General features: G+C 42.9%; 22 protein-coding genes. 4 read left to right on the top strand and 18 right to left on the bottom strand.

The annotated features are described in order from the left end of the window. Positions 1-15 precede the first annotated feature (15 nt). From HGO97_RS00195 to HGO97_RS00115, 17 genes are all read right to left on the bottom strand, one after another. Entirely contained in the window at positions 16-876 is an 861-nt protein-coding gene (locus tag HGO97_RS00195) for a BtpA/SgcQ family protein (protein WP_216238246.1), read from the bottom strand. Further along, positions 877-1,662: a sugar phosphate isomerase/epimerase family protein gene (locus HGO97_RS00190; RefSeq protein ID WP_216238245.1), complete on the bottom strand. Its 786-nt coding sequence runs from the start codon at positions 1,660-1,662 to the stop codon at positions 877-879. 32 nt (positions 1,663-1,694) lie between these two features. Beyond that, complete coding sequence (locus HGO97_RS00185; RefSeq protein WP_216238244.1) at positions 1,695-2,624, bottom strand: PfkB family carbohydrate kinase; 930 nt, start codon at positions 2,622-2,624, stop codon at positions 1,695-1,697. 6 nt (positions 2,625-2,630) lie between these two features. Continuing rightward, positions 2,631-3,635 carry a Gfo/Idh/MocA family protein gene (locus HGO97_RS00180; RefSeq protein WP_216238243.1) on the bottom strand — a complete coding sequence of 335 codons (1,005 nt, stop codon included), beginning with the start codon at positions 3,633-3,635 and terminating at the stop codon, positions 2,631-2,633. A 64-nt stretch (positions 3,636-3,699) separates the two neighbouring features. Further along, entirely contained in the window at positions 3,700-4,647 is a 948-nt protein-coding gene (locus HGO97_RS00175; protein ID WP_216238242.1) for an ABC transporter permease, read from the bottom strand. A 34-nt stretch (positions 4,648-4,681) separates the two neighbouring features. Then, the gene (locus HGO97_RS00170) at positions 4,682-6,181 is read right to left on the bottom strand and encodes a sugar ABC transporter ATP-binding protein (protein ID WP_216238241.1); all 1,500 of its coding nucleotides are present in this window, start codon (positions 6,179-6,181) and stop codon (positions 4,682-4,684) included. A 56-nt stretch (positions 6,182-6,237) separates the two neighbouring features. Continuing rightward, positions 6,238-7,329 carry a substrate-binding domain-containing protein gene (locus HGO97_RS00165; RefSeq protein WP_216238240.1) on the bottom strand — a complete coding sequence of 364 codons (1,092 nt, stop codon included), beginning with the start codon at positions 7,327-7,329 and terminating at the stop codon, positions 6,238-6,240. Positions 7,330-7,638: 309 nt separating this feature from the next. Beyond that, on the bottom strand, positions 7,639-8,331 hold the full coding sequence (rplA, locus tag HGO97_RS00160; RefSeq protein ID WP_216238238.1) for a 50S ribosomal protein L1: 693 nt from the start codon (positions 8,329-8,331) through the stop codon (positions 7,639-7,641). 61 nt (positions 8,332-8,392) lie between these two features. Next, positions 8,393-8,818, bottom strand: coding sequence for a 50S ribosomal protein L11 (rplK, locus tag HGO97_RS00155; protein ID WP_216238235.1), 426 nt, complete (start codon positions 8,816-8,818; stop codon positions 8,393-8,395). A 52-nt stretch (positions 8,819-8,870) separates the two neighbouring features. Beyond that, positions 8,871-9,389: a transcription termination/antitermination protein NusG gene (gene nusG / locus HGO97_RS00150; protein ID WP_216238234.1), complete on the bottom strand. Its 519-nt coding sequence runs from the start codon at positions 9,387-9,389 to the stop codon at positions 8,871-8,873. A 25-nt stretch (positions 9,390-9,414) separates the two neighbouring features. Continuing rightward, positions 9,415-9,615 carry a preprotein translocase subunit SecE gene (secE, locus tag HGO97_RS00145; protein WP_216238232.1) on the bottom strand — a complete coding sequence of 67 codons (201 nt, stop codon included), beginning with the start codon at positions 9,613-9,615 and terminating at the stop codon, positions 9,415-9,417. 22 nt (positions 9,616-9,637) lie between these two features. Further along, positions 9,638-9,787: a 50S ribosomal protein L33 gene (gene rpmG / locus HGO97_RS00140; RefSeq protein WP_109732732.1), complete on the bottom strand. Its 150-nt coding sequence runs from the start codon at positions 9,785-9,787 to the stop codon at positions 9,638-9,640. 171 nt (positions 9,788-9,958) lie between these two features. Further along, complete coding sequence (locus HGO97_RS00135) at positions 9,959-10,930, bottom strand: Gfo/Idh/MocA family protein (RefSeq protein WP_216238230.1); 972 nt, start codon at positions 10,928-10,930, stop codon at positions 9,959-9,961. Positions 10,931-11,039: 109 nt separating this feature from the next. Beyond that, positions 11,040-11,882 carry a carbohydrate ABC transporter permease gene (locus HGO97_RS00130; RefSeq protein ID WP_216238228.1) on the bottom strand — a complete coding sequence of 281 codons (843 nt, stop codon included), beginning with the start codon at positions 11,880-11,882 and terminating at the stop codon, positions 11,040-11,042. Positions 11,883-11,900: 18 nt separating this feature from the next. Then, on the bottom strand, positions 11,901-12,815 hold the full coding sequence (locus HGO97_RS00125; RefSeq protein WP_216238226.1) for a carbohydrate ABC transporter permease: 915 nt from the start codon (positions 12,813-12,815) through the stop codon (positions 11,901-11,903). A gap of 85 nt (positions 12,816-12,900) precedes the next feature. Continuing rightward, entirely contained in the window at positions 12,901-14,196 is a 1,296-nt protein-coding gene (locus tag HGO97_RS00120; protein WP_216238225.1) for an ABC transporter substrate-binding protein, read from the bottom strand. Positions 14,197-14,253: 57 nt separating this feature from the next. Next, a complete protein-coding gene (locus tag HGO97_RS00115) occupies positions 14,254-15,591 on the bottom strand; it encodes an FAD-dependent oxidoreductase (protein WP_216238224.1) in 1,338 nt (445 codons plus the stop codon). Between the two features lie 317 nt (positions 15,592-15,908). Between HGO97_RS00115 and HGO97_RS00110 the strand changes: the two genes are divergently transcribed. Together HGO97_RS00110 and HGO97_RS00105 are read left to right on the top strand one after the other, a co-directional pair. Continuing rightward, complete coding sequence (locus HGO97_RS00110) at positions 15,909-17,603, top strand: cache domain-containing sensor histidine kinase (RefSeq protein WP_216238223.1); 1,695 nt, start codon at positions 15,909-15,911, stop codon at positions 17,601-17,603. 9 nt (positions 17,604-17,612) lie between these two features. Beyond that, entirely contained in the window at positions 17,613-19,220 is a 1,608-nt protein-coding gene (locus HGO97_RS00105; protein ID WP_216238222.1) for a response regulator, read from the top strand. A gap of 58 nt (positions 19,221-19,278) precedes the next feature. Here HGO97_RS00105 and HGO97_RS00100 read toward each other — a convergent pair whose 3' ends face one another. Next, complete coding sequence (locus HGO97_RS00100) at positions 19,279-19,884, bottom strand: TetR/AcrR family transcriptional regulator (protein WP_216238221.1); 606 nt, start codon at positions 19,882-19,884, stop codon at positions 19,279-19,281. A gap of 264 nt (positions 19,885-20,148) precedes the next feature. Between HGO97_RS00100 and HGO97_RS00095 the strand changes: the two genes are divergently transcribed. Together HGO97_RS00095 and HGO97_RS00090 are read left to right on the top strand one after the other, a co-directional pair. Next, the gene (locus tag HGO97_RS00095; protein WP_216238220.1) at positions 20,149-22,260 is read left to right on the top strand and encodes an efflux RND transporter permease subunit; all 2,112 of its coding nucleotides are present in this window, start codon (positions 20,149-20,151) and stop codon (positions 22,258-22,260) included. 70 nt (positions 22,261-22,330) lie between these two features. Next, entirely contained in the window at positions 22,331-24,847 is a 2,517-nt protein-coding gene (locus HGO97_RS00090) for an autotransporter outer membrane beta-barrel domain-containing protein (protein WP_216238218.1), read from the top strand. Positions 24,848-24,918 lie beyond the last annotated feature (71 nt).

Raw genomic sequence — 24,918 nt, 5'->3', positions numbered from 1 at the left:
GTTCAGCTCCATCTCTTATGCTAGTTTTTCACGAATCTCAAATATTTTTTGCATAAAACGCATAGTTCTATCACGATCCACAGTGTTTGTCCATACTCCACCTTCTTTAAAATAACTTGCTACAATGCCTCCATCAGCAACTTTCATAATCCGTTCTGCATTTTCTGGAGTAATTCCACTGCCAACTATAACTGGTACCTCTGGATCTACTTTTATACTATTCATCTCCTCATCTGTAGGCGCATCCCCCGTCCTATTTCCAGTACAGATCAGTACATCTGCGCAAAAGAACAAAGAATCTTTTGCCTGTTCTTCAATAGACCGGTCAGCCACAATAGCATGGCTTCCGTGTTTTACATGTGAATCCGCAAAGATTGATATATCCTCACCTTTGATTGCTGAACGGTAACGAAGCACTTCACCAGCCATCCCCTCCATAAACCCTTCATTAGCAACATAAGCATTCACATACTGATTTATTCGTACAAATTTGGCTCCAATAGCTTTTGCTATCGCAAGTGCAGGGATGGCTGCATTAGCAAGGCAATTCACCCCTATCGGCAACCCACACGCCTTTACCTTTTTCCCTATCTCAGCGCCAAGATATGCCATTGCAGCAACCGTTTCATATCCGAATTTATCCGGCTTCACAAAAGGTATGTCTCCATGATTTTCTATGATAAATCCATCCACTCCACATTCAATAAGTGTCTCTACTTCTTTCATCGTATATTCCAGAATCTCGTCCATAGATTCTCCATGATAGAACGGAGCTCCCGGCAAGGACAGTAAGTGCAGCGTAGGAATAATCGGTTTTTTTACATGAAATATTTCCTCTAGTTTATTTGTCCTGCTATACACCAATTCATTTCCCAACTATTCCACCTCCAATAACACCTTTCTTAAATATGAAGCAATTTTAGGCACATCTCTGACAGCTGGTTCATTACTATCATATTCAATAGATACATATCCATCGTAACCTTTACTTTTTAAAATGTCTTTAATCTTAGCATAATCTAAAATCTTATCACTCCCATCTTCATTTATATCAAAAAACTTCACATGTACAACAGCTGCATCAAGAAGAACCTCCTCCATAAATCCATAGGAGTCTCCTTTTTTAATGAAGCTTCCATTATCTAAAACAACTTTAAGAAGCCCGCCGCTAACTGCCTTCATTTTCTTTACATCTGATACATTCTGAACTACTCCAGGTTCCTGATTTTCAATTCCCACTGTAATATGCGGATACTTCCCTTCCTGTATCACCTCACTTAGACTTAAAAATACTTTCTCCTGCCTTTTCTCATCTCGTAATCCTTCTCCCCCTATCGAAATCCTCATTATAGATGCCCCAAGATAATCCGTTATTTTCAGCCATTCACGCATTGTATCCTTAGCTTTCTTAATCTCCTCATCGCTAAAACCGCCAAAAATACATTTCGTGGCAACAGAATAGACTGGTAACCCTAATTCTTCTGATTTCTTCTTGATTTTTTGCAGATAATCTTCCTCCAGACTTTCAAAATGGTTGTTCCAAATCTCTGCTCCATCAAGTCTGCACTCCTGTTTACAATGTTCCATCCACGTAAAGACATCCATTGCCCCTTTACTAAAGTCATTTCTATGCGACCAAGAAATACATCCTATCTTTATCATCGTATCTTCCTTTCCAATCCTATTTTATCTTTTTATTTTCTGTAACATCCCTGGTATATCTCTTCTACTATTGCAGCTGTATGATTTGACGACTGGGCCCCCACATTAGAGACCGTAAGACCTCCAGCAATACATCCATAGCATAATGCTTTATAACTATCCATCCCCAACTCATGATTTGTAACAAAAGCTCCTGTAAATGCATCACCAGCTCCTACTGAATCTATCACTTCCACCTTCATTCCTTCTGCGTAATAAACCTGATCTGCATCCTTCAGTATAGCGCCTTCCTCTCCAAGAGAAATCAAAAGCATGTTGCATCGTCCAATTTCCACCTGCAGTAATTCCTTTTTTATTTCTTCCAAAGTATTTCCATATATTCCAAGAAGCATCTGTGCCTCCCGCCGATTTACAATTATTGCATCTGCCTGATTTATCAACTCAGGAAGACTATTTTCTGCTGGCGACGGACATAGATAAATATAAATACCATGTTCTTTTGCATACGCCATTACTGTTTTTACAGTATTAAGGTTTATCTCCAGTGAAATTAAGATTGCATCTAATCCCTTTAATCCATCTATTATTCCATCTGACAAATCCACCTTATTTGCACCAAGACTTACAATACTAAAATAATCTTTGTTTCCATCAACTAGGAACATATATGTCTGACCAGTAGGCACATTTGGGTTTTTTATTAATAAATCGACATTACACCCCTTCTGTTCAAAATAGCTCAACATTCTTTGACCCACCTCATCATTCCCCACAGAACCTAATATGTATACCTCTGCACTATAGCGGGCCGCTTCAACAGCCTGATTAGCTGCCATACCTCCAATACAACTTCCAAGCCAATTGCCAAAAACACGCTCTCCTTTTTTGGGTAATGATTCCGCATTATATATGTTATCCAACGCAATACTTCCTATCACGCCTATTTTTTTACTCTTATACATAGGAATCTAGTTTCCCTTTAGACACCCTACTATTTCATCACATAAGGCCATTGTTTTTACGTTGTCTTCTGCATCACATACAGGTGTTTTATCATTCCTGATACAATCGAAAAAATGCTCCAATTCGCCAACATATCCGTTCAAATATAAATCACGCCATCCTCCCGAACTAGAAGTATTAACTGGTGAAAGGACAACATCAGCTTCATCTAACGTCTTCCAGCGTGCCCCTATTGTTTCAACGGGTCTATCAAAATGATATCGAACACTCATCATGTTATCGACTTTAACAAAACCTTTTGTGCCAGTCACACAAATTTCTTCCCAATGTCTTTTCCACGCCGGTATTCCCCCAAAAAACATACTTCCAATCACTCCACTGTCGAAACGCATTGTAAACACATTATCCACTTCCACGTCAACACTGTTTGTATATCCATGGATGTCTTTCAATTCTCCAAACAGATCTCGCATTAAATCTACATAATGAATTCCACCAACCTTTGTGTACACATTATTATCCCAGCCAGGTCTGCCAGATGTAATTGCAAACATCCCCATAAACGAAAGTGGTGTGCCGAACTCATCTCTGTTATTCATAATCTGCTTCAAATTCTGATATGATGGCGAAAACCGTTTCATAAAACCTACCATGACTTTTTTCTGTACTATTTTAGCCAGCTCGGCAACTTCTTGTGCCTCCTGTTTATTCATTCCAAGAGGTTTCTCAACAAATACATGCAGGCCCTTTTTTAAACACTCTTTTACAATTTCTGCTTGACTTGAGGCTTCTGTTATAACAAAAGCTACATCCAATTCTTCTTTATTTAACATTTCTTGATAGCTTCCATACGCATTTGGAATATCAAATCGTTCTGCGGCCTCCAATGCCCGTTCACGATGTCTCGCACAAACTGCCTGCATCTGGTATCCTAGCATGTGCAAGGTTGAAAAAATATTTGCTTTCGCGTGAACTCCACAACCAATCATACCTAATTTTAATTCATTCATTCCATTTCCTCCTATGCCATATATACTTTTTTAATTTTGTTTCTTTTAAACTTGACATTACTCTCTACTTTTTCTTAAATTGTTCAAGTAAAACAGCTAGTATTATTACCACTCCTAAAAGCAACTGCTGGTAATAAGAAACTATATTTAGTATGGATAAACCATTATTTATTGTCCCTATAAGAACTGCACCAAATACCGTTCCTACTAATGAACCAACCCCTCCCAGAAGGCTTGTTCCGCCAATTGCTGTTACAGCTGTAGCATTAAGTTCCAACCCTTGACCCACAGTTGGCTCACTTGCCCCCAATGTACAAACGTAAAGTACCCCTACAATTGCTGCACAGAATCCACATATTGAATACGTTATTGTCTTCATTTTCCTTGTATCGATTCCTGAAAGTCTTGTCGCCTCTTCATTCCCACCCAAGCAATAAACACACCTTCCCAGAAAAGTATAATTCAAAATGATATAACCAACAGCAAACATAAACAAAGCAATAAGTGTAATAATAGGAATCCCCAAAATACGTCCATTTCCAATCTTAATTAATAATGAGTCTGTCACAAAAACTGAACGCCCTGAGGTCAATATATAGGTGAGACCTCTCGCTATGCTCATGATGCCCAATGTACAGATCATGGGCTGCAGCCTAAAATAACTTATCAAAATACCATTCAGCATTCCAAACAATGTTCCTGTCAACATGCCGATGAGTAATGCTAAAAATACCGGTATCTCCCACTTTGTAATGGCAATTCCAACCATAACACTGGATAAGGCAGCCACTGATCCAATCGACAAATCAATTCCGCTGGTCAATATTGCAAAAGTCATCCCTATTCCTGCAATCATCACAATTGATGATTGCTGCAATAGTAGCAAAATATTACTAATTTTAATAAAATGAGGAGATAGAAACGTTAAAATCCCCCATAAAACAGCTATGAATCCTACGAGCAAAAAATTTCTTGCCTTAATCTTCCCCAATTTCCCTTTCATTATATCCATACACGAGCATCCCTTTCTCTTAACATCCTTTCTCTCAGATTCCATACATCGTATCCAACATCTTCTTTTTGGCACAATCCTTTGAGAGCAGCTCTCCTTTCACTCTTCCATCATATAAAATAATAACACGGTCACATGTATCAATTATTTCTTCTACTTCCGAGGATACGACCAGTACTGCTTTCCCTTCTTTTGCCAATTGCCTGATAATTTTATGTATCTCTCTTTTTGCTCCAATATCAATCCCCCGGGTTGGTTCACACATAACAAAGACTTCCGCATTTTTTAATAGCCATTTTGCCAATACAATTTTTTGCTGATTTCCTCCGCTTAATGTATTAACAGTCTGACTTAGGTCTGATATTCTTATATCAAGTGTCTCAACCATCTCTTTTGCGCTTTCCTTTTCTTTTTTTTGATTCAGAAAGCCCAATTTAGACCATTCTTTGCTCATTGTTAATACAATATTATTTTGAACACTGCCCTTAAGGTTCAATCCCTCCATTTTCCGATCCTCTGAAATATAGGCAATCCCTTTCTGAGCAGCAGTTTTCGGAGTAAAATGTTCTATCTTTTTGCCCTTAATATAAATTTCCCCTCCACTCAGCTTATTCACTGCGAAAAGAGCTTTCGCTATCTCCGTTGAGCCACACCCTATCAGTCCCGTAATTCCCAGCACCTCTCCTCGATACAAATCAAATGAAATATTTTGAAATAGCTTCTGAGCAGAAATGTTCTGACAAGAAATCAACTTTTCATCCGTCTTATTACTTATATTTACGGTTGAAATTTGTTCTTCTTCCGTCACCCCTGTAAGTTCTGTTACAATCTCTTTCATTGTAATCTGTCCTATTTCCTTTGTCGTAATCCATTTCCCTTCCCGCATTAACGTAACTCGATCTGCCGTTTCAAAAATTTCATCTAACCGGTGTGTTATCCAAATAATCGAAACACCTTGTCCTGCCAATTTTTTCATAATGCCAAATAGACATTCTGCCTCTGCATTGTTTAATGCAGCAGTCGGCTCATCAAATATTACAACTTTAGCCTCCCTGCTAATTGCCTTGGCTATAGCTATAACCTGCTGCTTAGATACCCCCAACTTCCTAACCGGCAGGCTTAAATCAATATCAATATCAAAATTCTGAATGATTCGTTCTGCTTCCCGTCTTCTACTCTGTGCATCAATCAAACCAAATCTATTCCGAAACTTATTTTGCCCCAAAAAGATATTCTCGTCTCCACTTAAGTCAGGTATTAAATCAAGTTCTTGATACACCATACCTATTCCTTTTTTGATGCCAGCCTGTGGGGATGTCAGATTGATCTCTTCTGAGTCCAACGTAACAGTGCCCGAGTCTTTCACATAGGCACCAGATATAATCTTAACCAATGTTGACTTTCCTGCACCATTATGTCCTAACAATGCATGTATCTCGCCTTTTTTTACCTCAAGTGACACGTCATCCACTGCTTTTACTCCTGGAAATGACTTAACAACATGTTCTAACTTTAGCATGATCTCATCTTGCAATATTTTCACCTCCTGTCATCTCATCTCGGGAGGCTATAAAGCCTCCCCCGCTCTGTCTATTCTTTAATACCTTCAATTGGAAGATAAATATTTTTATTAATATCAAACATTTCTTGTACAGGTTTTGGTGCTTCTTCCATTGCTTCCGACACGTTATCAATTGTAATTAACCCAGGTGTTAAATCATAATCTTCTAAAGTTTCTTTTTCTTCCACAACAGCCTTTACAGCTGCATGTACACTAAAATATGCAATTTGCCAGGCAACGCCGTCGATCGTAGCTGCCATTTCTTTATTTTGAATAGATTCATAGGCCTCATTTGTACCGTCATCACCAATTACAAGTACATCCTGAAGTTTTTCAGCTTGATTCAGCGCTGCCACACAGCCTAATGCCATTGTATCATTCAAAGCATAAATCGCTTTTATCTCTGGATTTGCCTGAAGAATACCGAGCGTAACGTCTTTTGCCTCTTCTCTTAACCAGTCTGCCGGCTGTGATGCAACGATTTTGATATTCGTACCTTCTAACGCTTCTTTGAAACCTGCAATCCTTTCATTAGTCGCAGTAGTTCCCGTAAGCCCTTCAATAATAGCCACTTCACCTTCTCCTCCAAGTTGTTCCGCAACATATTTTCCTGCTATAACTCCCTCATCATGGAAACTCAGTCGACAGTTGCAAGTAACTTTGGCATCATATTCTTTCAGAACGTCCTCATCTTGAAGTTCACTCACTACGACCCATGGAATTCCTTTTTTATTTGCATCAGCAATAGCAGGGATCAGATTTGTATTTGTTATTGATGCTGCAACAATAGCATCATAATCCTGATTCACCATTCCGCGCGCTACATCTAATTGACCAACATAGTCATCTTCTGATTTAACATCCCTTATATCAACCTGGACCCCCAGTTCTTCCGCTGCTGCCTCCGCTCCTTCTTGATAAGTCTGCCAAAATGTATTGCTTAAGCATTTCACTATGTATCCAATTTTAATATCTTCTGCCTTTACAGCCTTTTCCGTCTTTTCTGTCTTTTTCTCAGTTGTACCCTCTTTCTTTTCTTTTTCACTTTGCCCACATCCACATAAAAATAATACTGCAACCAACCCTATAGCAATAATAGATCGAACCGCTTTTCTTTTCATACACTTCTCCTTCCTAATTTTAATTTTCGTTTCTTTGTCATGACTTTTATTATTATAACGTTATAACCTTTATGGTTATACCATATCACAATGTAATATGCTTGTCAATAACTTTCATTTTATTCTGAATCTATGTAAATATTATTTTTTCGAAAGCAAAAAAAGACTCAACCTAATTGGTTCAGTCTTTTCTAAACTCTATTATAACTATATAGTTAAAATTATAAAAAGCCTTATGAGCCATGCTTTAAAAACATGACTCATAAGGCTTTTATTTATCTCACTATGTCATCAAATTCTTATTTGAAATTAAGCAAGCTTCATTGGGTTGATTTTTACACCAGGTCCCATTGTAGATGTCAGTGTAACACTCTTTAAGTACTGACCCTTTACAGCTGCCGGTTTTGCTTTGATGATTGCATCGATAAGCGTCTGGAAGTTGTCCGCTAACTGTTCTTCGGTAAAGGATGCTTTACCGATCGGCACATGGATAATGTTTGTCTTGTCCAATCTGTACTCAATCTTACCAGCTTTGATGTCGTTGATTGCTTTTGTTACGTCCATTGTAACTGTACCAGCCTTCGGGTTCGGCATAAGACCTTTTGGTCCAAGTACACGTCCAAGACGTCCAACAACGCCCATCATATCAGGTGTAGCAACAACAACGTCGAATTCGAACCATCCTTCATTCTGAATCTTCGGAATCAGTTCGTCTCCTCCTACGTAATCTGCTCCTGCTGCCTTTGCTTCTTCTGCTTTAGCATCTTTTGCAAATACAAGGATACGAACCTTTTTACCTGTTCCATGAGGCAGTACAACTGCACCACGAATCTGCTGATCTGCATGACGTCCGTCACAACCTGTTCTGATGTGAGCTTCGATTGTTTCGTCAAATTTAGCTACTGCTGCTTTTTTCACTAATGCTACTGCTTCTTCTTTCTCGTAAAGGTTACCCCTCTCGATCAGTTTTGCAGCTTCGATATATTTTTTTCCTCGTTTCATTTCAAATAACCTCCTTGTGGTATTGTCGGGATCGAGCCCCTCCCACTTTATTCAACTTCGTTTAGTCTTCAACAACAACGCCCATAGAACGGCAAGTACCTTCAACCATGCTCATAGCTGCCTCTACTGTTGCAGCATTTAAGTCTGGCATCTTTGTCTTAGCGATTTCTTCTACCTGAGCTCTTGTGATCTTAGCAACTTTGTTCTTGTTCGGAACGCCTGAACCAGATTTGATGTTGCATGCTTTCTTAATCAGAACTGCTGCCGGTGGTGTCTTTGTCACGAAGCTGAAGCTTCTGTCATTATATACTGTGATAACAACAGGAATGATCAGGTCTCCCTGGTCAGCTGTTCTTGCGTTGAACTGCTTTGTAAATTCAACGATGTTAACACCGTGCTGTCCAAGTGCAGGACCTACCGGTGGTGCTGGTGTAGCTTTACCAGCTGGAATCTGTAATTTGATATAACCTTCTACTTTTTTTGCCATTTTTAATTACCTCCTTGTGGTATTGGCGGGACATGAATCCCTCCCACGGTTTTTAATCCATCTTTCTTACTTCTGCGAAACTAAGCTCTACAGGCGTCTCACGCCCGAAAAGCTCTACATTGATAGACAGGCTCTGTTTCTGCTCATTCAATGACTGGATGACGCCAACAGTACCTTCCCATGCTCCGCTTAATACGGTCACGGTGTCACCAACCTCAAAGTCTACCAGGACATTCTCCTGCTTGATTCCAAGTCTATCCATCTCCTCTTCCTCAAGCGGTACCGGTTTTGATCCAGGACCAACAAATCCTGTCACACCTCTGGTATTACGAACTACATACCATGTGTCATCATTCATGATCATATGAATCATGACATATCCCGGGAACATCTTTTTTTGACTTGCTTTCTGGACACCATTCTTGAGTTCAATCACTTCCTGCATCGGAACTCTGACTTCAAGGATCTGGTCTTCCAGGTGGCGGTTCTCAATTGCCTTATCAATATTAGCTTTGACCTTGTTTTCATACCCGGAATAGGTATGAACTACGTACCATTTTGCCTCTGACATAAAATCACCTTTCTGCTACGGCTAACTATTTAACCAATAAATCAATTCCATACTTTAAGATGGCATCGATCACAGTGATCAGTGCTCCTAATAATACAGAAACTGAAACGACTGCCGTGGTCTGTTTTGCAAGTGTTTTCTTGTCTGGCCAAATGACTTTCTTAAACTCTGCCTGAAGCCCTTTGAACCAGCTCTTCTTCTGAGTTTTGGCTGTTTTCTCACCCATGACATCCACTTCCTTCCAACGACTATTTCGTCTCTTTGTGCAGTGTGTGTGATTTACAGAACTTACAGTACTTCTTAGTCTCCATGCGCTCAGGATGTGTTTTCTTATCCTTTGTCATGTTGTAGTTACGATGTTTGCATTCTGTACATTCCAATGTGATTCTTGTGCGCACAACTTCCACCTCGCTTTTTTCTTATTCACTACGTGTTACATGATGGTTGCGAAGCCATCTAATTTTAGGCATAAAAAAAAGACCTACTTCCATTCGCTAGAGCATTGTACCATAGCGAAAGCCTGGAAGTCAAGCCTTTTTCTTATTTTGCATCTATTTTTACATCTATTTTTAGTATCCAATTTCTTTAAGTACCTGATCCATCACCTCAGCCACCTCTACAGAAAATTCATTTGACACCCACGGCTTCTCTCCCTCCAGGATACATCGCCCGAACTGCTCTGTTTCCAACTGGTAATTACTCTTTACAGAGGATGTGAACGTCTCTGTCTTTCCATTCTTATGGATAAGATAGGTAAACGCTCCCTCCTGATTGAATCTGATCGGCGCTTCCAGTGCACCTTCTGTACCATATATATAGTACCGGTCAGCACGCTGCGGGGAACACAGTCCCTGTTCTGCACTGGCTCTCGCCCCGGACGGGAACACCATGTATGCCGCTGAGAAATCATCTACACCATTCTCCATAAATCCGCCCATTGCCCTGACCTGACAAGGCATTTCCTGAAATACGCTTAAGATCAGGCTGATGTTGTAGCATCCCAGGTCATATGTGCCTCCACCGAAAGTCTCTCTGCGCATCCTGATATTTTCCTGCTCATAGCTTGGGGTGAAAAAACAGGACTCCATGAACTGCGGCTTTCCTATTACATTATCATGTACCTTATCCAGAATCTCCTTTGTTGCATCACTGTGAAGATATGCAAAAGCCTCCATCAGAAGGACTCCCTCCTGTTCACATACCTGCACCAATTCCTTCACCTCCGCCGCAGTCGGTGCCAGAGGCTTCTCACATAGGATATGTTTTTTCTTTCTCGCTGCCTTCACTGCCCATTCCTTATGAAGCTGATTTGGAAGCGGGATATATACTGCTTCTACCTGCTCATCATCAAGGAGCGCATCATAGGAATTATAGGCTTTTTCAAAACCAAACTCATCCTGGAACTGCTTTACCTTTTCCGTGCTTCTGCCTGCGATCGCATATAATTCACAGTTATAGGCCTGTTTCATTCCTGGGATGGTCTGCTCCCATGCGATGCCGGCGGTTCCGAGAACGCCCCATTTTACACGTCTGTTTTCCATGTTGTACCTCCAATTGGCCTACTTGAATATCAGAATATATTCTTCCTTGTTTTTCTTTATTATAACGGCCAATTCCTCTTTTGTAAATAAAAAGGACGCTCCGGCTTCTCTATCCTTTTACAGCCCCTGCTGTCACACCGGCCACCATATACTTCTCCAGGAAGATGAACACCAATGCAATCGGAATAATCGAGATTGCCGCGGCCGCCATGACTTCTCCCCAAATAATCGTATACTCTCCCATCAGAGACGAAATCCCCACTGTGATCGTCCATTTGTCCGGCTGGGTAATGAAGGTCCTTGCAAATAAGAACTCACTCCATCCCAGAATTGCAGAATATGTAGCTGTCGCTGCGATCCCCGGAGTTGCCAGGGGTACAATCACCTTCCTGACTGCCTGGATTCTGCTGCACCCATCGATTCTTGCCGCTTCCTCCAAAGTGGTCGGAATACTGTCGAAATATCCTTTCATCATCCACGTTGAAAAGGGAATAATAAATGTAATATTACTGATAATTAATGAGGCATAATTGTTGATCAGCCTCATATTCGTAAACATCATGTAAAGCGGTACGACAAGCAGTGTCTCCGGCAGCATCCTGACTACCAGCAGGAAAAATCCCAGGAAATTCGTGGATTTATACCTGAACCTTGACATGCTGTACGCCGCCATTGTAGAAACGATGATTGCTATGATCGTGGAAAATGCGGTGACAAAGACGGAGTTACCAAACCAAGTCAGGATGGGATGTGCATCCAGGATTTTTGTAAAATTGCTAAGTGTCATATTTCCCAGGCTGGGCAGGACACTGATATTATCCAGAAGAGCACTCCTTGTCGTCAGGGCGGTCACTACCATCCAATATAGCGGAAATGCAAGGATGACCACAGATAAAATGATCAGCGCATACATCCCGGCACGTCTGGATCTTCTATGACTAAATGTATTCATACCTTTTCCTCTCCTTCCTTAGTAAAATTGTTTTTTGAGGGACGGCATCGCCAGAATCACAAAGATGGAGCAGACCAGGAGACTGATCATTCCAATTGTGGATGCATAGCCCATATTGTAGTATTTAAATGCCTGATTATATAAAAGAAGCGGCAGAGTCTCAGTCGCTTGGTTCGGGCCGCCTCCTGTAATGGTGTATACAAGATCATAATTTCTGAAGATCCAAAGGCCGTTGAGCAGAAGCGAAGTGACAATAACGGACTGCAGGGCCGGCAGTGTGATTTTCGTAAATTTCTGCCATGCATTTGCTCCATCTATACTGGCTGCCTCGTAATAGTCCTCTGAAATCCCCTTTAGTCCTGCCAGCAGCGTCAACGTAAAAAACGGGTAGCTTTTCCAAATAGTAGCCGTAATCACGGTAATCATCGCTGTATTCCCGGTGGAAATCCACTTCACATTCTGATCAATGATATGTAAGGATTTTAAAATCGTATTGATGATTCCATAGTTGCCGTCAAACAGCCATGTGAATAGTAGACCCACGATCACGCCTGGAATTGGCCATGCAAGCAGGATCAATGTACGGACCAGTTTCTGGAAATGGAACTTTTTATTCAATAGAATTGCCAGCCCAAGCCCAATGAGGAAGGAGATGGACAATGCACAAAAAGTAAACAGAATCGACCTTCCAAGAGCGTTCCAGAAATCCGCATTGGAAAACAGCTTTGTATAATTCGCCACTGTAAATCCCTTCGCATCATCTGTCAGGCTTCCAATGAATTTGACATCCTGGAAGCTCAGTTTAATTGTGGTAAATAATGGATATATAATCAACGCCAGAGAAAAGACCGCTGCCGGAAGAGCAAATGTGACAGCCATGGTATGGTTCTTTCTCTCGCTCTTTGTTTTCAAAACTTTTACTTTTGCAGCCAAAAGAGCACCTCCATCTATCCTTTCAAAACACAGTTTTATGTCTCCTGATAAGCAGGGGGCTGCCCTGATGGCAGCCCTGCTTTCCTTATTTTCCTAATTCGTTCGTAATCTTTTCTTTCATATTTTCCAGAGTGGAATCCACATCTGCATAAGGTTCTGTTACCATTGTCATCACACCGTCAATAATATACTGTGTAAATTCACTATAATCTTTCTCATACCCGGAAGGAAGAATTTCCTGGGCTTTTTCCGCATCCTCCACGAACTGGCCAAGGAATGGGTTCTCTTTCAGAATTTCTTCATCGACCGCAGTCTTACTTGGTGATGGAGAACCTACCTTTTCCATATATAATTTCTGGAAATCGTCTTCTGCCACCATTTGAATGAATTCCCATACAAGATCCTTTTCCTCGTCACTGATCGTTGCCGGGATATGCAGGCTGTTGCTCATGGAGCCCGGAACATTCTCAAACGGAATCGTAGATACGAGCAGGTTTGGTTTCACATCCTCTGCCGCGCTGTCAATCAATGATGCGACCCACGGACCGTCAAAAATCATTGCCATCTTGCCTTCCACAAAATACTGGCGCTTCTGCTCCACGGAAAGTCCGACAGGGGTATAATTATTCTGGAATAAAGACTGATATAATTTCATCGCCTCTTTTGTTTTGTCAGATGTCATTGAGGATAGGTCACCGTCCTCGGACCATTTTCCGCCCATACCTACGACAAAGGTCGTTGCTTCATTATAGAAATTGGCATCTGTCACCTGACATGCTCCAAAGCCATAGACTTCCGGGTCACCATCTCCATTCTCGTCCTTGGTCAGAGTTTTCGCCGCCTCCATAAAGGAGTCAATGTCTGTCGGGATATCTATTCCAGCCTCGTCGAACATTGCTTTGTTATAATACATGGAATATCCATTTCCAAGAAGGAGCACTCCATAGTACTCGTCATCCACAGTAAGCCCATCCTGAAGGCTGCTCCATCTATCCAGAATGTCTGTCTTTTCCAGTCGATCGTTCAGCGGTTCAAACCATCCCATATCTGAAAACTGTGCAAAATATCTGGATGGAATATGTGTGATCTGAGGAGCGGTCCCCGCTGCATACAGAGTCGTCAGTGTGTCCACATAACTGTCGAACGGGACCTGGTACAGATTGATTTTTACATTGTCATGCCGATTCTCAAACTCTGCAACCGCTTCTTCCCAAAATTCCTGGAATCCCGGTTCTGTCGCCTGCCAGCTCGGGAACTCTAACACGACTTCTTCTGAAGATGAGGATGAATCACTCTTCTTCTCTTTCCCTGATGATCCGCATGCCGCCAGACCAAATGCCAGGGACGCACATAACAATAAACTTAAAATTTTCTTTTTCATAACGTTCTCCTCTCTCAATTGACAGAATCCCTCTGCCTCTCATTCTATCCTGTTGTCTTAAATCAGAGCGCCGTTGCCGCGCAGAATCGTCTGTATGCTTTTCACATCTAATTTTCTCGGTGCAAGCTTTCTATCTGCCGCCATGGATGCTGCTACTCCTGCTGCCTGCCCAAGGGCCATACAGGACGGCATAATTCTGGTAGACGCCAGAGCCTCTGCCGTTGTAGAAATACATCTGCCTGCGACCAGCAGGTTGTCGATCCTGGCCGGAACGATACAGCGATATGGGATATCATAACTCTGCTCCTCACTTTGAATGCGGGATACGCCCCATCCCTGGCCTTTTGGATCATGAATATCGATGCAGTAACCATTTCTGGCGATACAGTCATCAAATCTTCGTCCTTCTATGATATCCTCACCTGTCAGGATATACTCTCCGTCAATCCTTCTTGTCTCCCTGATTCCAATTCCATTCGGAATACTGGTAATATGCGCCTTCTCCATCCCCGGCACATATGCATTCAGGAAACGAATCACCTTTTTCAACTGTCTCCTGCCTTCGATCTCCGCCTCAGACAGTTCATACGCGTCAGCTCCATTTTTTTCACTGACCCGGATCGTATTTACATAAGTCAGTTCATTCTCCCGCATAGTCCCGGCCCAGATATTGTGATCGGGATGTTCAAAAATTCCTTCCTTTAAAATAATATCGTTCCATTTCGAAAGCTTCCCACTGATGTGGAGATTATATTCATGATCACCGCCCACAGGACAGGCTGGGATTGGATTCTCAGAAAACAGGGACGTCGCCCGTTCCACATCCACGTCTCCTAATTTGAATAAAAGGCTCATTGCCTGGCAGAGCCCGTCGCTCTCTCTTCCCAGATGGTAGCGTGCCCCTGAAAATTTTGCCAGATCGCCGTCTCCCGTGGTATCGATGAAGCAGCCTGCCCGAAACTCTGTCAGCCCGTTCTTATTGGCGACCACAATACTTTTCAGACAATCTTCCTCTACCTTTGCCCCACAGACAAAGGAGTGATATAGAAGCTCGCATCCGCTCTCTAACAGCATCTCTTCTGCCGTGATCTTCACCCATTCCGGATCGATCATGGTCACTGAATTCAGATGCCCTCCGCTGGTACGGATATGCCCCAGTGCCGCCTTCTCCTGGAACAGACGTTTCATCAGCTCCTCTGCAATTCCTGCAGTGATCTGCTTTCCATCCCTGTTAAAAAAGTCGATGAACGGAAGTCCCGATGCGGCAGTCCCGCCAACATAAGAATTCTTCTCGATCAACAGCACATGTGCACCAGCTCTCGCTGCCGACAATCCGGCCGCTATCCCGGCAGTCCCGCCACCGGCGACAATCACATCATATTCCTGTCGGTACATTTTCCAACCTCTTTTCCCTACTCTTATTTCCTGCATTTATCATCCGGATCATGCATTTCCTTTCTCGTCTTTCCAAAAGGCTTATTTGAATATTAGTTCAATTTGGACAGAAATAAAATATGGTAAACTTTCTATTTTGTTTGTTTTCTTTCGACTTTTTTCAAACGCTTTTCTTCCTTCTTTAAAAAATGTATAATCCTTACATACTAAGAAATATCTCTTGTATTTATAAAGATCCGCAGAACCCTTTAATCTCTCACACAGCCGAAAGGAGGAAACGCATGTCCAAGCACTCAAAAAACGATTCAAAGAAAACCTTGGAAAAAATATTATTCCGAAATTATATGTATTTGATTCTCACTGCTGCCCTACTAATCAGTATATTCAGCGCCATACTAGATGCCTCCTCAACTCTTTCCAATGAGAAGAAGAACATGTATGAATCGCTGAAACAGGCGCAGATCAACATCAATAAGCATACACAGATGATCGAAGACTATCTAACGCTGACCCATGCTGACTCTGAGCTGCAGGGCCGGATAAAAGAGCTGAATAAACATCCCAGCACAATGCTGCTTACGAAGATCAACGAGACATTATTTTCCGTGGACTTATTTAAAAAGAATCTGGATTCGATGCAGATTTTTGCCTACGAACCGGACAGCTTCCTGCCTGCTTTTTCCTCCACCTCCCGGTATAATAATGCTCTGTTTTCTGCTGGAAGCGTCTCTTCCTTTGAATGGTTTCAGAACACCTTGAAGGCCAATGGAAAGACTTATTGGTTCGTAGATACAAAGACCTTTCCAAAGCCGACGCTCTGTGCCGCTCGTATCCTTTATGACATCAATAATACGACCCGCCAGTTGGGCGTCATCAAGGCAAACGTAACGATTGAAAAATTGATTCGTCACCTGGGCTCCATTTCCTTTGGAGATAAAGGCTATGCTCTGATCGAGGCGGACGGACTGCTTCTCCATCCGTATACAGAGGTTCCCGTCATCATCACAGAAAGCCTGCCGGACCACAAGGAACATCTTGCAAATTCACACCTGGTCGTAGAGTTCCCGATTATCACCGAGGGGTGGCATGTAGCAGGTGTCATCAGCAGCTTCGAACTCTACAAAAATACACTGCAGAATCTGCTTCCGATCACTTTGGTCTTTGCGTTTGCGCTCCTACTGGCCGCCCTGCTCTCAAGGAAAAGCAGCCGGAAGATCTCTCTGCCTGTACACAGTCTCTGCCAGCAGATGCAGAAAATGGAACCTGCATCTGGACACGGGGTACACAACTGCATTGAAGTGAATCAATTATATGATACTTATAATGGTATGCTCGTCAAAAATGAGGAACTGATCAAATCCCGGGAAGAGACCCTGCTGAAATTCAAACAGGCGGAAATGGCAGCTCTGCAGTCTCAGATGAATCCACATTTTATCTATAATACCCTGGAATCCATCAGTGCCCTGATTGCCACCAAAGACAATGAGCATGCCGCCCTGATGATCACCGGACTGGGAAAATTCCTTCGCAGCAGCCTGAATAATGGGAATAATTATATTACGTTAGAAAAGGAAATCGAACAGGTCAGCTCTTATGTAGAAATTCAGAAGCTTCGATATGCCAATCAAATCGAGCTGCGTCTTAATCTGCCCTCTCCACTGCCAGATTACAGAATCATCAAGTTGATTCTGCAGCCGCTTGTGGAGAACAGCATTGTACACGGATTCAAGGATTTAGACTACCTTGGTCTGATTACCATCACGGTCAAGGAAACCAACGAGCAACTCTATTTGTCTGTTGCAGACAATGGCTGGGGGAGCGATATTGAGATGTTGAATTATCTGGTACGGCGGCGGACGCTTTATAAAGAGGATAACGTGAATTTCTATTGTATTCAGAACGTCTATCAGCGCCTTGAGAACTGCTATGGGGAACACGCAGACCTGACATATGAGGAAAATGATGACGGCGGCGTCACGGCTGTCATCCGTATCGATAAAAGTGTATTATAGGAGGACAAGATGTTAAATATTGTATTAGTAGATGACGAGCAATTAATTATCCATCACCTGATTAAAATTATCTCATCATTTGATATTCCACACAAAATCGTGGGGACGGCCAATAATAATCAGCAGGCACTCACGATCATCCGGGAGACACATCCCAATCTGGTCATTACAGATATCCGTATGGGGGCTTCCAACGGCCTGGATCTCTGCGACACGCTCAAGGTCACCATGCCACACACCAAGGTCATCATTCTGTCCGGGTTCGATGACTTCACTTATGCCCAGAAAGCACTGAGCTACAATGTATTCAACTATCTGTTAAAGCCGATCAATGAGAAGGACCTGTATGATCAGTTGACACAGGTACAGGAAATTCTGGAAAAGGAGAAAGAAGCGGAAGCTAAGGATTTTATGTTAAAGGAGCAGCTCCAGGAATGTCTTCCTCTGATGCAGGAATGGTTTTTTAAGATTATTCGGGAAAATCTGGATCATCTGGAAATAATCGATTCCACATTCCGCCTGTTCAATATCGATATCCTGAACGAATCCTACCAATCTCTCTATATCGATTTTTCACAGGATAACGATGAAGCCCAGGCAGTCGAAAAAGATTTCTTGAATGTGTCCAGGCTGGCACAGACGATAATGCTATTTATTGGGGATTACTTTAAAACGATCTACTTTTATGATACCAGCTCAATCACGATTATTCTGTCCTCTGAAAATACACAAATAGAAGAAGTGCATCAAAGAAGCTATCATCTTGCCGACCGTATCCGCCAATACCTGGATTTTAATTATCCGCGGCATTTTTCCATTGGCTTGTCCACCACCGTACAGAATATATCATCCCTGCGCCAGTCCGTTAAGGACGCCATCGCTGCCAGCAAGTATTCCTTTTATATCGGCTTCAATGAAATCATCTGCATCACAGACGTGGAGCTTCGCAATACGGGTGAGACAATCCCTAACTTTAAATATATTCAGGAGGACCTGCTAAAATATGTGAAACTGTGCGATCTGCCCCATTGCGAACAATATTTGAATATCTTTTACCTGAATGTACTGCAGCTTCATGGAGACCGCAGCCTGGCAACAAACAAATTCCTGGAATTATATTACTATCTTTCCAATGCGCTGAACCAAGAATTTGACCTAGGCCATATTCCTTCTCAGGAGGTGGTATCTCAAATCAAGAGCTGCACTAATCTGGAGGAGATCAAGAATATCCTGAGCCACTATATCACCGGCTCTATCCGAGAAATCGAACAGATGCGGACGACCAAAAGCAGGAAGCTGATCGATCGAGCCAAAGCCTACATTCAAGAGAACTACGCTCACGATATTTCCCTGGAATCCATTGCCTTTGAGATTGGACTGTCTGCCTGCTATCTAAGTACTTTATTTAAGAATATAGAAAAGACATCAATCAAGGAATATATCATTGATGTGCGGATTGAAGCTTCGAAGCAATATCTTCTGGATATCGACCTTAAGATTTACGAAGTGGCTGCAAACGTAGGATACACAGATTCCCGTTACTTCAGTCAGTTATTTCGAAAAAAGACGGGATATACGCCCGGACAGTACCGGGAATTCATGAAATCAGGAACGTAGTCTAAGCGGCTGCGTCCCTGGTCCTTCTTCGGGCATCTTCTTTTTTATGCCTCTATCCCTATGCTGTTACATGATTTCTAATGATTGCCCGAATACTTTCATTCAGGTAAGGTTTCAGCTCTTCATAGCTGATGGGGTCATTCTCCAGAATCGTGCTGTAAGAGGTAGAACTTGCCAGTTCTATGATCAGGAAAAGCATCGTCTCCGGTGCCTTCAGCCTGATATCAGGATTCTCCTGCACAAGCTTATTAAAGAATCCCATCACATCGACATCCGCATCTGCTTCATTCTTTGTAATGGCCTGGCGGAAGATCCCCCAGCTTAAGTTCTTGGAAATAAACCTGAGTACCGGCTTGTTTTTCGCCATCTCATCCAGAACATAATCCACGATAAATATGATCTTGTCCTCAAATGCAGGTATCTGTGCTTTTTCCAGTGCATCATGGGCCGACATGAAAAGCCGCCCCGCGGTCTTGGCAATCAGCCTGTCCCGTATCTCATACTTGTCTTTAAAATATAGATAGAAGGTTCCCTTCGCTACTCCTGCTTTCTGAACAATATCGTGGATGGATGTCTTGGAAATCCCTTGTGTCAGAAACAGGTCATAGGCGCTCTTGAACAATGACTCCAATTTCTGCTGCTTATTGTCATCAACTTTTCCCATAGTTTTCCTCACTCCCTCAACTGATACTGCATCTGTTTTACTGATGTTTCTAATGTTTCATCCACTTATGCTGTACTTGATTTTCTTCATTATAATTTCAAAATGACCAAAAGTCAACTTTTTTCTTAAAAATTATTGACTTATGGTCATTTTTGCTGTATATTACATTTAGTCTTAAAACTGACTAAAGGTCATAAATATAAAGAGACGTGTTATTTGCAAGATCACTATTTAAAAAAAGAATGAAAAAGGGAGGCATTACACATGGTTAAAGTAGGTAAGAAAATAGTGAAGTATCGGGTCGTGATCCTGATACTCGGCATTTTACTTCTGATACCATCGGCTTTGGGATTCTTGAAGACCAGAGTCAACTACGACATACTTTATTATCTGCCCAATAATATTGATACGATGAAGGGGCAGGATATCCTGATGGATGATTTCGGCAAGGGCGCCTTTGCGATGGAAGTCGTGGAAGGCATGAGCAACAAGGATGTTGCCGCAGTCAAGGAAAAGATCGAGAACATAGACGGAGTCGCAGATGTCATTTGGTATGACTCCATCGCAGATCTTTCCATGCCGATCGATGTACTTCCTGATAAGCTCAAGGATGTGTTCAAGACCGACAACGCTACATTGATGGCCATCTTCTTTGATGATACGACTTCGGCAGACAGTACGATGGATGCTATCACAGAAATCCGCAGTGTGACGAATAAGCAGTGCTACTTAAGCAGTATGTCTGCAGTCGTGACTGATATCAAGATGCTCTCCGAGAAGGAAACTCCGATCTACGTCTTGATCGCAGTCATCCTAAGCTGTATCGTCCTTTCCGTATTCATGGACTGCTGGATTCTTCCCGTATTCTTCATGCTGAGCATCGGGATGGCAATCCTATATAATATGGGAAGCAATTACTTCCTGGGAGAGATTTCCTATATTACGAAGGCGTTGAGTGCAGTCCTGCAATTGGGTGTTACGATGGACTACTCGATCTTCTTATGGCACAGCTACCAGGAGAACCAGCAGCGGTTCCCGGGAGATAAGGAACGTGCGATGGCACATGCCATTTCCAACACCTTTTCCTCTGTTGTCGGAAGCTCCGTCACGACAGTTGCCGGATTCATTGCACTGTGCTTCATGAGCTTCACTCTTGGAAAGGACTTGGGAATCGTCATGGCGAAGGGTGTCATATTCGGTGTGATCAGTTGTATCACAATCCTGCCGTCCTTCATTCTGATTTTTGATAAATTGATACAGAAAACAACGCACCGCTCCTTGATACCGAGCATGGAACGGCCTGCCAAATTCATTACCAAACATTTTAAAGCTTTCGTCCTGATTTTCATCGTGCTGCTCTTCCCTGCTTTATGGGGATACAGTAAGGCGGAGGTCTACTATAACCTGGATGCAACACTTCCGAAATATCTGGAGAGCATCAAGGCCAATGAAAAGCTGGCAGATGAATTCGATATGAACGCTACACATATGGTGCTTGCGAACGCGGATCTGTCACCAAAGGATGCAAAGGCAATGTTGAATGAAATGTCCGACGTGAAGGGCGTAAAGTTCGCACTTGGACTCGACAGCCTTCTTGGCTCTGCCATCCCGCGGGATGTGATTCCTTCGGAGCTGACCGATACCTTGAAAGAGGGGAACTGGCAGTTGATCCTGGTACAGTCGGAATATAAGGTCGCAACCAATGAGGTCAATACACAATGTACGCAGCTCAATCACATCATTAAGAAATATGATTCCTCTGCAATGCTGATCGGGGAAGCACCGTGTACGAAAGACTTGATTACGATTACAGATAAGGATTTCAAAGTTGTAAGTGCGATTTCCATTATTGCCATCTTCATTATTATTGCAATTGTATTTAAGTCCATCTCACTGCCGGTCATCCTTGTATCCGTCATTGAGTTCGCGATTTTTATCAACCTGGGAATCCCTTACTTCACGGGAACCAAGATGCCGTTCATCGCATCCATTGTCATCGGAACCATTCAGCTGGGTGCAACAGTTGACTATGCGATTCTAATGACGACCAGATATAAGAAGGAACGCTGTAAAGGAAAGGCGAAAAAGGAATCCATACGAATCGCACTTTCCGCATCAGTCAGCTCCGTTATCGTCTCTGCACTGGGATTCTTCGCGGCGACCTTCGGTGTCGGGCTCTACTCCGATATCGATATGATTTCCGCACTCTGTACCTTGATGGCACGAGGCGCGATCATCAGCATGTTCACAGTTATCTTCATCCTGCCTTCTATGCTGATGGTATTTGACAAGGTCATCTGTGCAACCACAAAGGATATGCGTGTCTGCATTAAGAAAAAAGAAAAGGAGACGGATGAAGCCTGCGCGAACGCTTAAGCTTACCGTTATATGATCAATTTCATTTTGTTTGCAAATAGATTATTGATTTCACAGGAGGTTCATGAAAATGAAAAACAGAGAATATAAAACACTTGTAGCAATTGTACTCGCAATGACTATGGTCGCCGGAACATTATCTTCCGCCTCTACTGTCGTTTATGCAAAGGATAATAACGTAAAAACCGAGGCGTCCGCTGATAAGTCCGATTCAAAATCTAATAAGAAATCCACTTCTGATGTAAAGACGCTCAAGGATGAGACTGTATATGCCAAAATAGATGGAAGCGGTGCTGTGACTTCCGTGACCGTATCTGATCAATTAAAAAATGTAACAGACAAGAGCGAGATCAAGGATGTTTCTACCTTGAAGGATATAGAGAACGTCAAGGGAGACGAGAAATTTTCACAGAAAAGCAGCGATCTTACCTGGAATGGTGACAGCAAGGACATCTGCTACCAGGGAACGACCAGCCAGACACTCCCGATCGGTGTAAAGATCACCTATCAACTGGACGGAAAAAATGTCAGTGCTGATGAACTGGATGGAAAGAGCGGCCATCTTGTCATGCGCTATCAATATGAAAACACGACTGGAAAATCCGGGAATGAATATACTCCATTCCTGATGATCACCGGACTGATTCTGGATACTGATAAGTTCACGAATGTAAAGGTAACGAACGGCAAGCTGGTTTCCGACGGAGATCGTGACATGGTACTGGGAATGGGACTGCCTGAGATGAAGTCGAACCTTGGTGTCAAAGACCTGGATATCCCGGATTATTTTGAAATGGAAGCGGATGTCACCGATTATGAGACCATAGAGGGAATCACCATCGCTACCAACGAAGTTTTTAACGAGCTGGATACCGATAAGCTGGATGATCTGTCCGATTTGAAGAGCTCTATGAATAAACTGCAGGATAGTGCTGACCAGTTAGTGGACGGATCTGGTGAACTTAGAAAGGGACTGGATACCCTGTTATCCTCTTCTGGTACACTAAAGGATGGAATCGGACAGTTGGCGGATGGAAGCAAGACTCTGAAGGCCGGAACAGAAACGCTATTGGACGGAAGCAATGTTCTGGCTGACGGAAGCTGGACACTGGCCGATGGAACAAGTCAGCTTGCTGACGGAACTGGTGTATTGAGCGCTGGGACTCAGGAATTAAATGCCGGACTGGGCCTGGTCTCCAATAAGGTTTCTAATGAACTGCTGCCAGGCGTAAAGACATTGGATGCTGGAGTCCTGGAAATGCAGAAATCATTAGGTGCACAGCTTCCTGCCCTATGTCAGGGCGTCTCTGCTCTGAATACAGGAATCACACAGGCGGCTGGCGGAGCTGCTGCTTTAGATACTGGAATTCAGCAGGTAGCTGACGGAGCCGCAGGACTGAACAGCGGGATACAGCAAATAGCTAATGGGGCTGCTGCGTTGAATAGTGGGATTCAAACTGCGGGTGAACAGGTCGGTCAGTTGAACTATCTTGCAAACCAGCTATGTACTGCTTTGAGCGGCAATACTGCTGTCACATACAGCGCTGATACTACAGATAGTTATGATGAAATTGCACAGTTACAGGCATTACGGGATTCCCTGTCTGCCGATGAGAATGTATCTGAGGATACTTTAGGGGCCCTAGATTCTGTCATTGCTTCCCTTTCTTGGGAACAGGAACAGCGCAATGAAGTTTCCGCACAAAATGCTGCAGCGGCAGCGGAGATTCCTCAGACCCCAGTCGGCATGGCCGAAGCCTTAGCAAATGGAACGCAGGCTCTGCATGATTCCTTGACCACAGGCGATTTGGCCGTTGGCGCTGGTACATTGGATGCCGCCCTCAATACCGGAAGCGGAGAAACACCAAGCATTAGAAGTGTTTCACAAACTATCAGCTCTGCTCTGAATGACGGCGATGCCACCACAAATACAGCAAGTATCCGCGCTGGTGCACAGGCACTTGATGCCGCGCTCAATACTGGTGATCCAGCCAACAATGTGCCAAGTATCAAGGCCGGAATCAATTCGCTGAACGAAGGCGTAAACGGAGAAAATGGACTCAGTGCCCAGGTGAATGCCGGCGTATCCCAATTAAAAGCAGGTACCTCCCAGCTCCTCAACGGAATCGACGGTAAGTTTGGTCTCGTAAATGGTTTGAACCAGCTCTCAACAGGTGCCGCAGACGTGAATGACGGAGCTGCTACCCTGAATGAGAAAATGGCTGATGCAAATGAGGGTGCCAAGAGCGTTTCCGCTGGTGCCTCCCAGTTATCCGCTGGTGCAGGTGAACTGAACAGCGGTGCAGGAACACTGGCTGATGGGATCCAGACCCTGAACTCCGGTTCTGACGCTTTAATCGATGGCGTCAAACAGTTGGATGACGGTGCTAAGACACTGAATGATGGAATGATCCAGTTCAATGAAGAAGGAATCCAGAAACTCGTAAGTGCATTCGACGGGGATATCGAAGGAATGCTGGATAAGCTGAATACAATGATGGATGCCTCAAAGAAATATAAGAACTTCTCTGGAATCTCCGATGGTATGGATGGAGAAGTGAAATTCGTATTTGTAACTAATAAATAAGGTTCATTTCAAATGAGCTTTCATTCAAGGTGAATATTCATTATCCATTTCCTAACTTCCTTGATGAAGTT

It is taken from the genome of Faecalicatena faecalis, assembly GCF_012524165.2.
GTDB lineage: Bacteria > Bacillota > Clostridia > Lachnospirales > Lachnospiraceae > Faecalicatena_A > Faecalicatena_A faecalis.
Note: the sequence above shows the minus strand (reverse complement) of the source record. Positions and strands in the feature narration are given on the sequence as shown.

Bases quoted from the DNA above. Each gene is read 5' to 3' on its own strand.
- HGO97_RS00190 (WP_216238245.1), bottom strand. From the start codon at position 1,662: ATGATAAAGATAGGATGTATTTCTTGGTCGCATAGAAATGACTTTAGT.
- HGO97_RS00185 (WP_216238244.1), bottom strand. From the start codon at position 2,624: ATGTATAAGAGTAAAAAAATAGGCGTGATAGGAAGTATTGCGTTGGAT.
- HGO97_RS00180 (WP_216238243.1), bottom strand. From the start codon at position 3,635: ATGAATGAATTAAAATTAGGTATGATTGGTTGTGGAGTTCACGCGAAA.
- HGO97_RS00175 (WP_216238242.1), bottom strand. From the start codon at position 4,647: ATGGATATAATGAAAGGGAAATTGGGGAAGATTAAGGCAAGAAATTTT.
- HGO97_RS00165 (WP_216238240.1), bottom strand. From the start codon at position 7,329: ATGAAAAGAAAAGCGGTTCGATCTATTATTGCTATAGGGTTGGTTGCA.
- rplA (WP_216238238.1), bottom strand. From the start codon at position 8,331: ATGAAACGAGGAAAAAAATATATCGAAGCTGCAAAACTGATCGAGAGG.
- rplK (WP_216238235.1), bottom strand. From the start codon at position 8,818: ATGGCAAAAAAAGTAGAAGGTTATATCAAATTACAGATTCCAGCTGGT.
- nusG (WP_216238234.1), bottom strand. From the start codon at position 9,389: ATGTCAGAGGCAAAATGGTACGTAGTTCATACCTATTCCGGGTATGAA.
- secE (WP_216238232.1), bottom strand. From the start codon at position 9,615: ATGGGTGAGAAAACAGCCAAAACTCAGAAGAAGAGCTGGTTCAAAGGG.
- HGO97_RS00135 (WP_216238230.1), bottom strand. From the start codon at position 10,930: ATGGAAAACAGACGTGTAAAATGGGGCGTTCTCGGAACCGCCGGCATC.
- HGO97_RS00130 (WP_216238228.1), bottom strand. From the start codon at position 11,882: ATGAATACATTTAGTCATAGAAGATCCAGACGTGCCGGGATGTATGCG.
- HGO97_RS00120 (WP_216238225.1), bottom strand. From the start codon at position 14,196: ATGAAAAAGAAAATTTTAAGTTTATTGTTATGTGCGTCCCTGGCATTT.
- HGO97_RS00115 (WP_216238224.1), bottom strand. From the start codon at position 15,591: ATGTACCGACAGGAATATGATGTGATTGTCGCCGGTGGCGGGACTGCC.
- HGO97_RS00105 (WP_216238222.1), top strand. From the start codon at position 17,613: ATGTTAAATATTGTATTAGTAGATGACGAGCAATTAATTATCCATCAC.
- HGO97_RS00100 (WP_216238221.1), bottom strand. From the start codon at position 19,884: ATGGGAAAAGTTGATGACAATAAGCAGCAGAAATTGGAGTCATTGTTC.
- HGO97_RS00095 (WP_216238220.1), top strand. From the start codon at position 20,149: ATGGTTAAAGTAGGTAAGAAAATAGTGAAGTATCGGGTCGTGATCCTG.
- HGO97_RS00090 (WP_216238218.1), top strand. From the start codon at position 22,331: ATGAAAAACAGAGAATATAAAACACTTGTAGCAATTGTACTCGCAATG.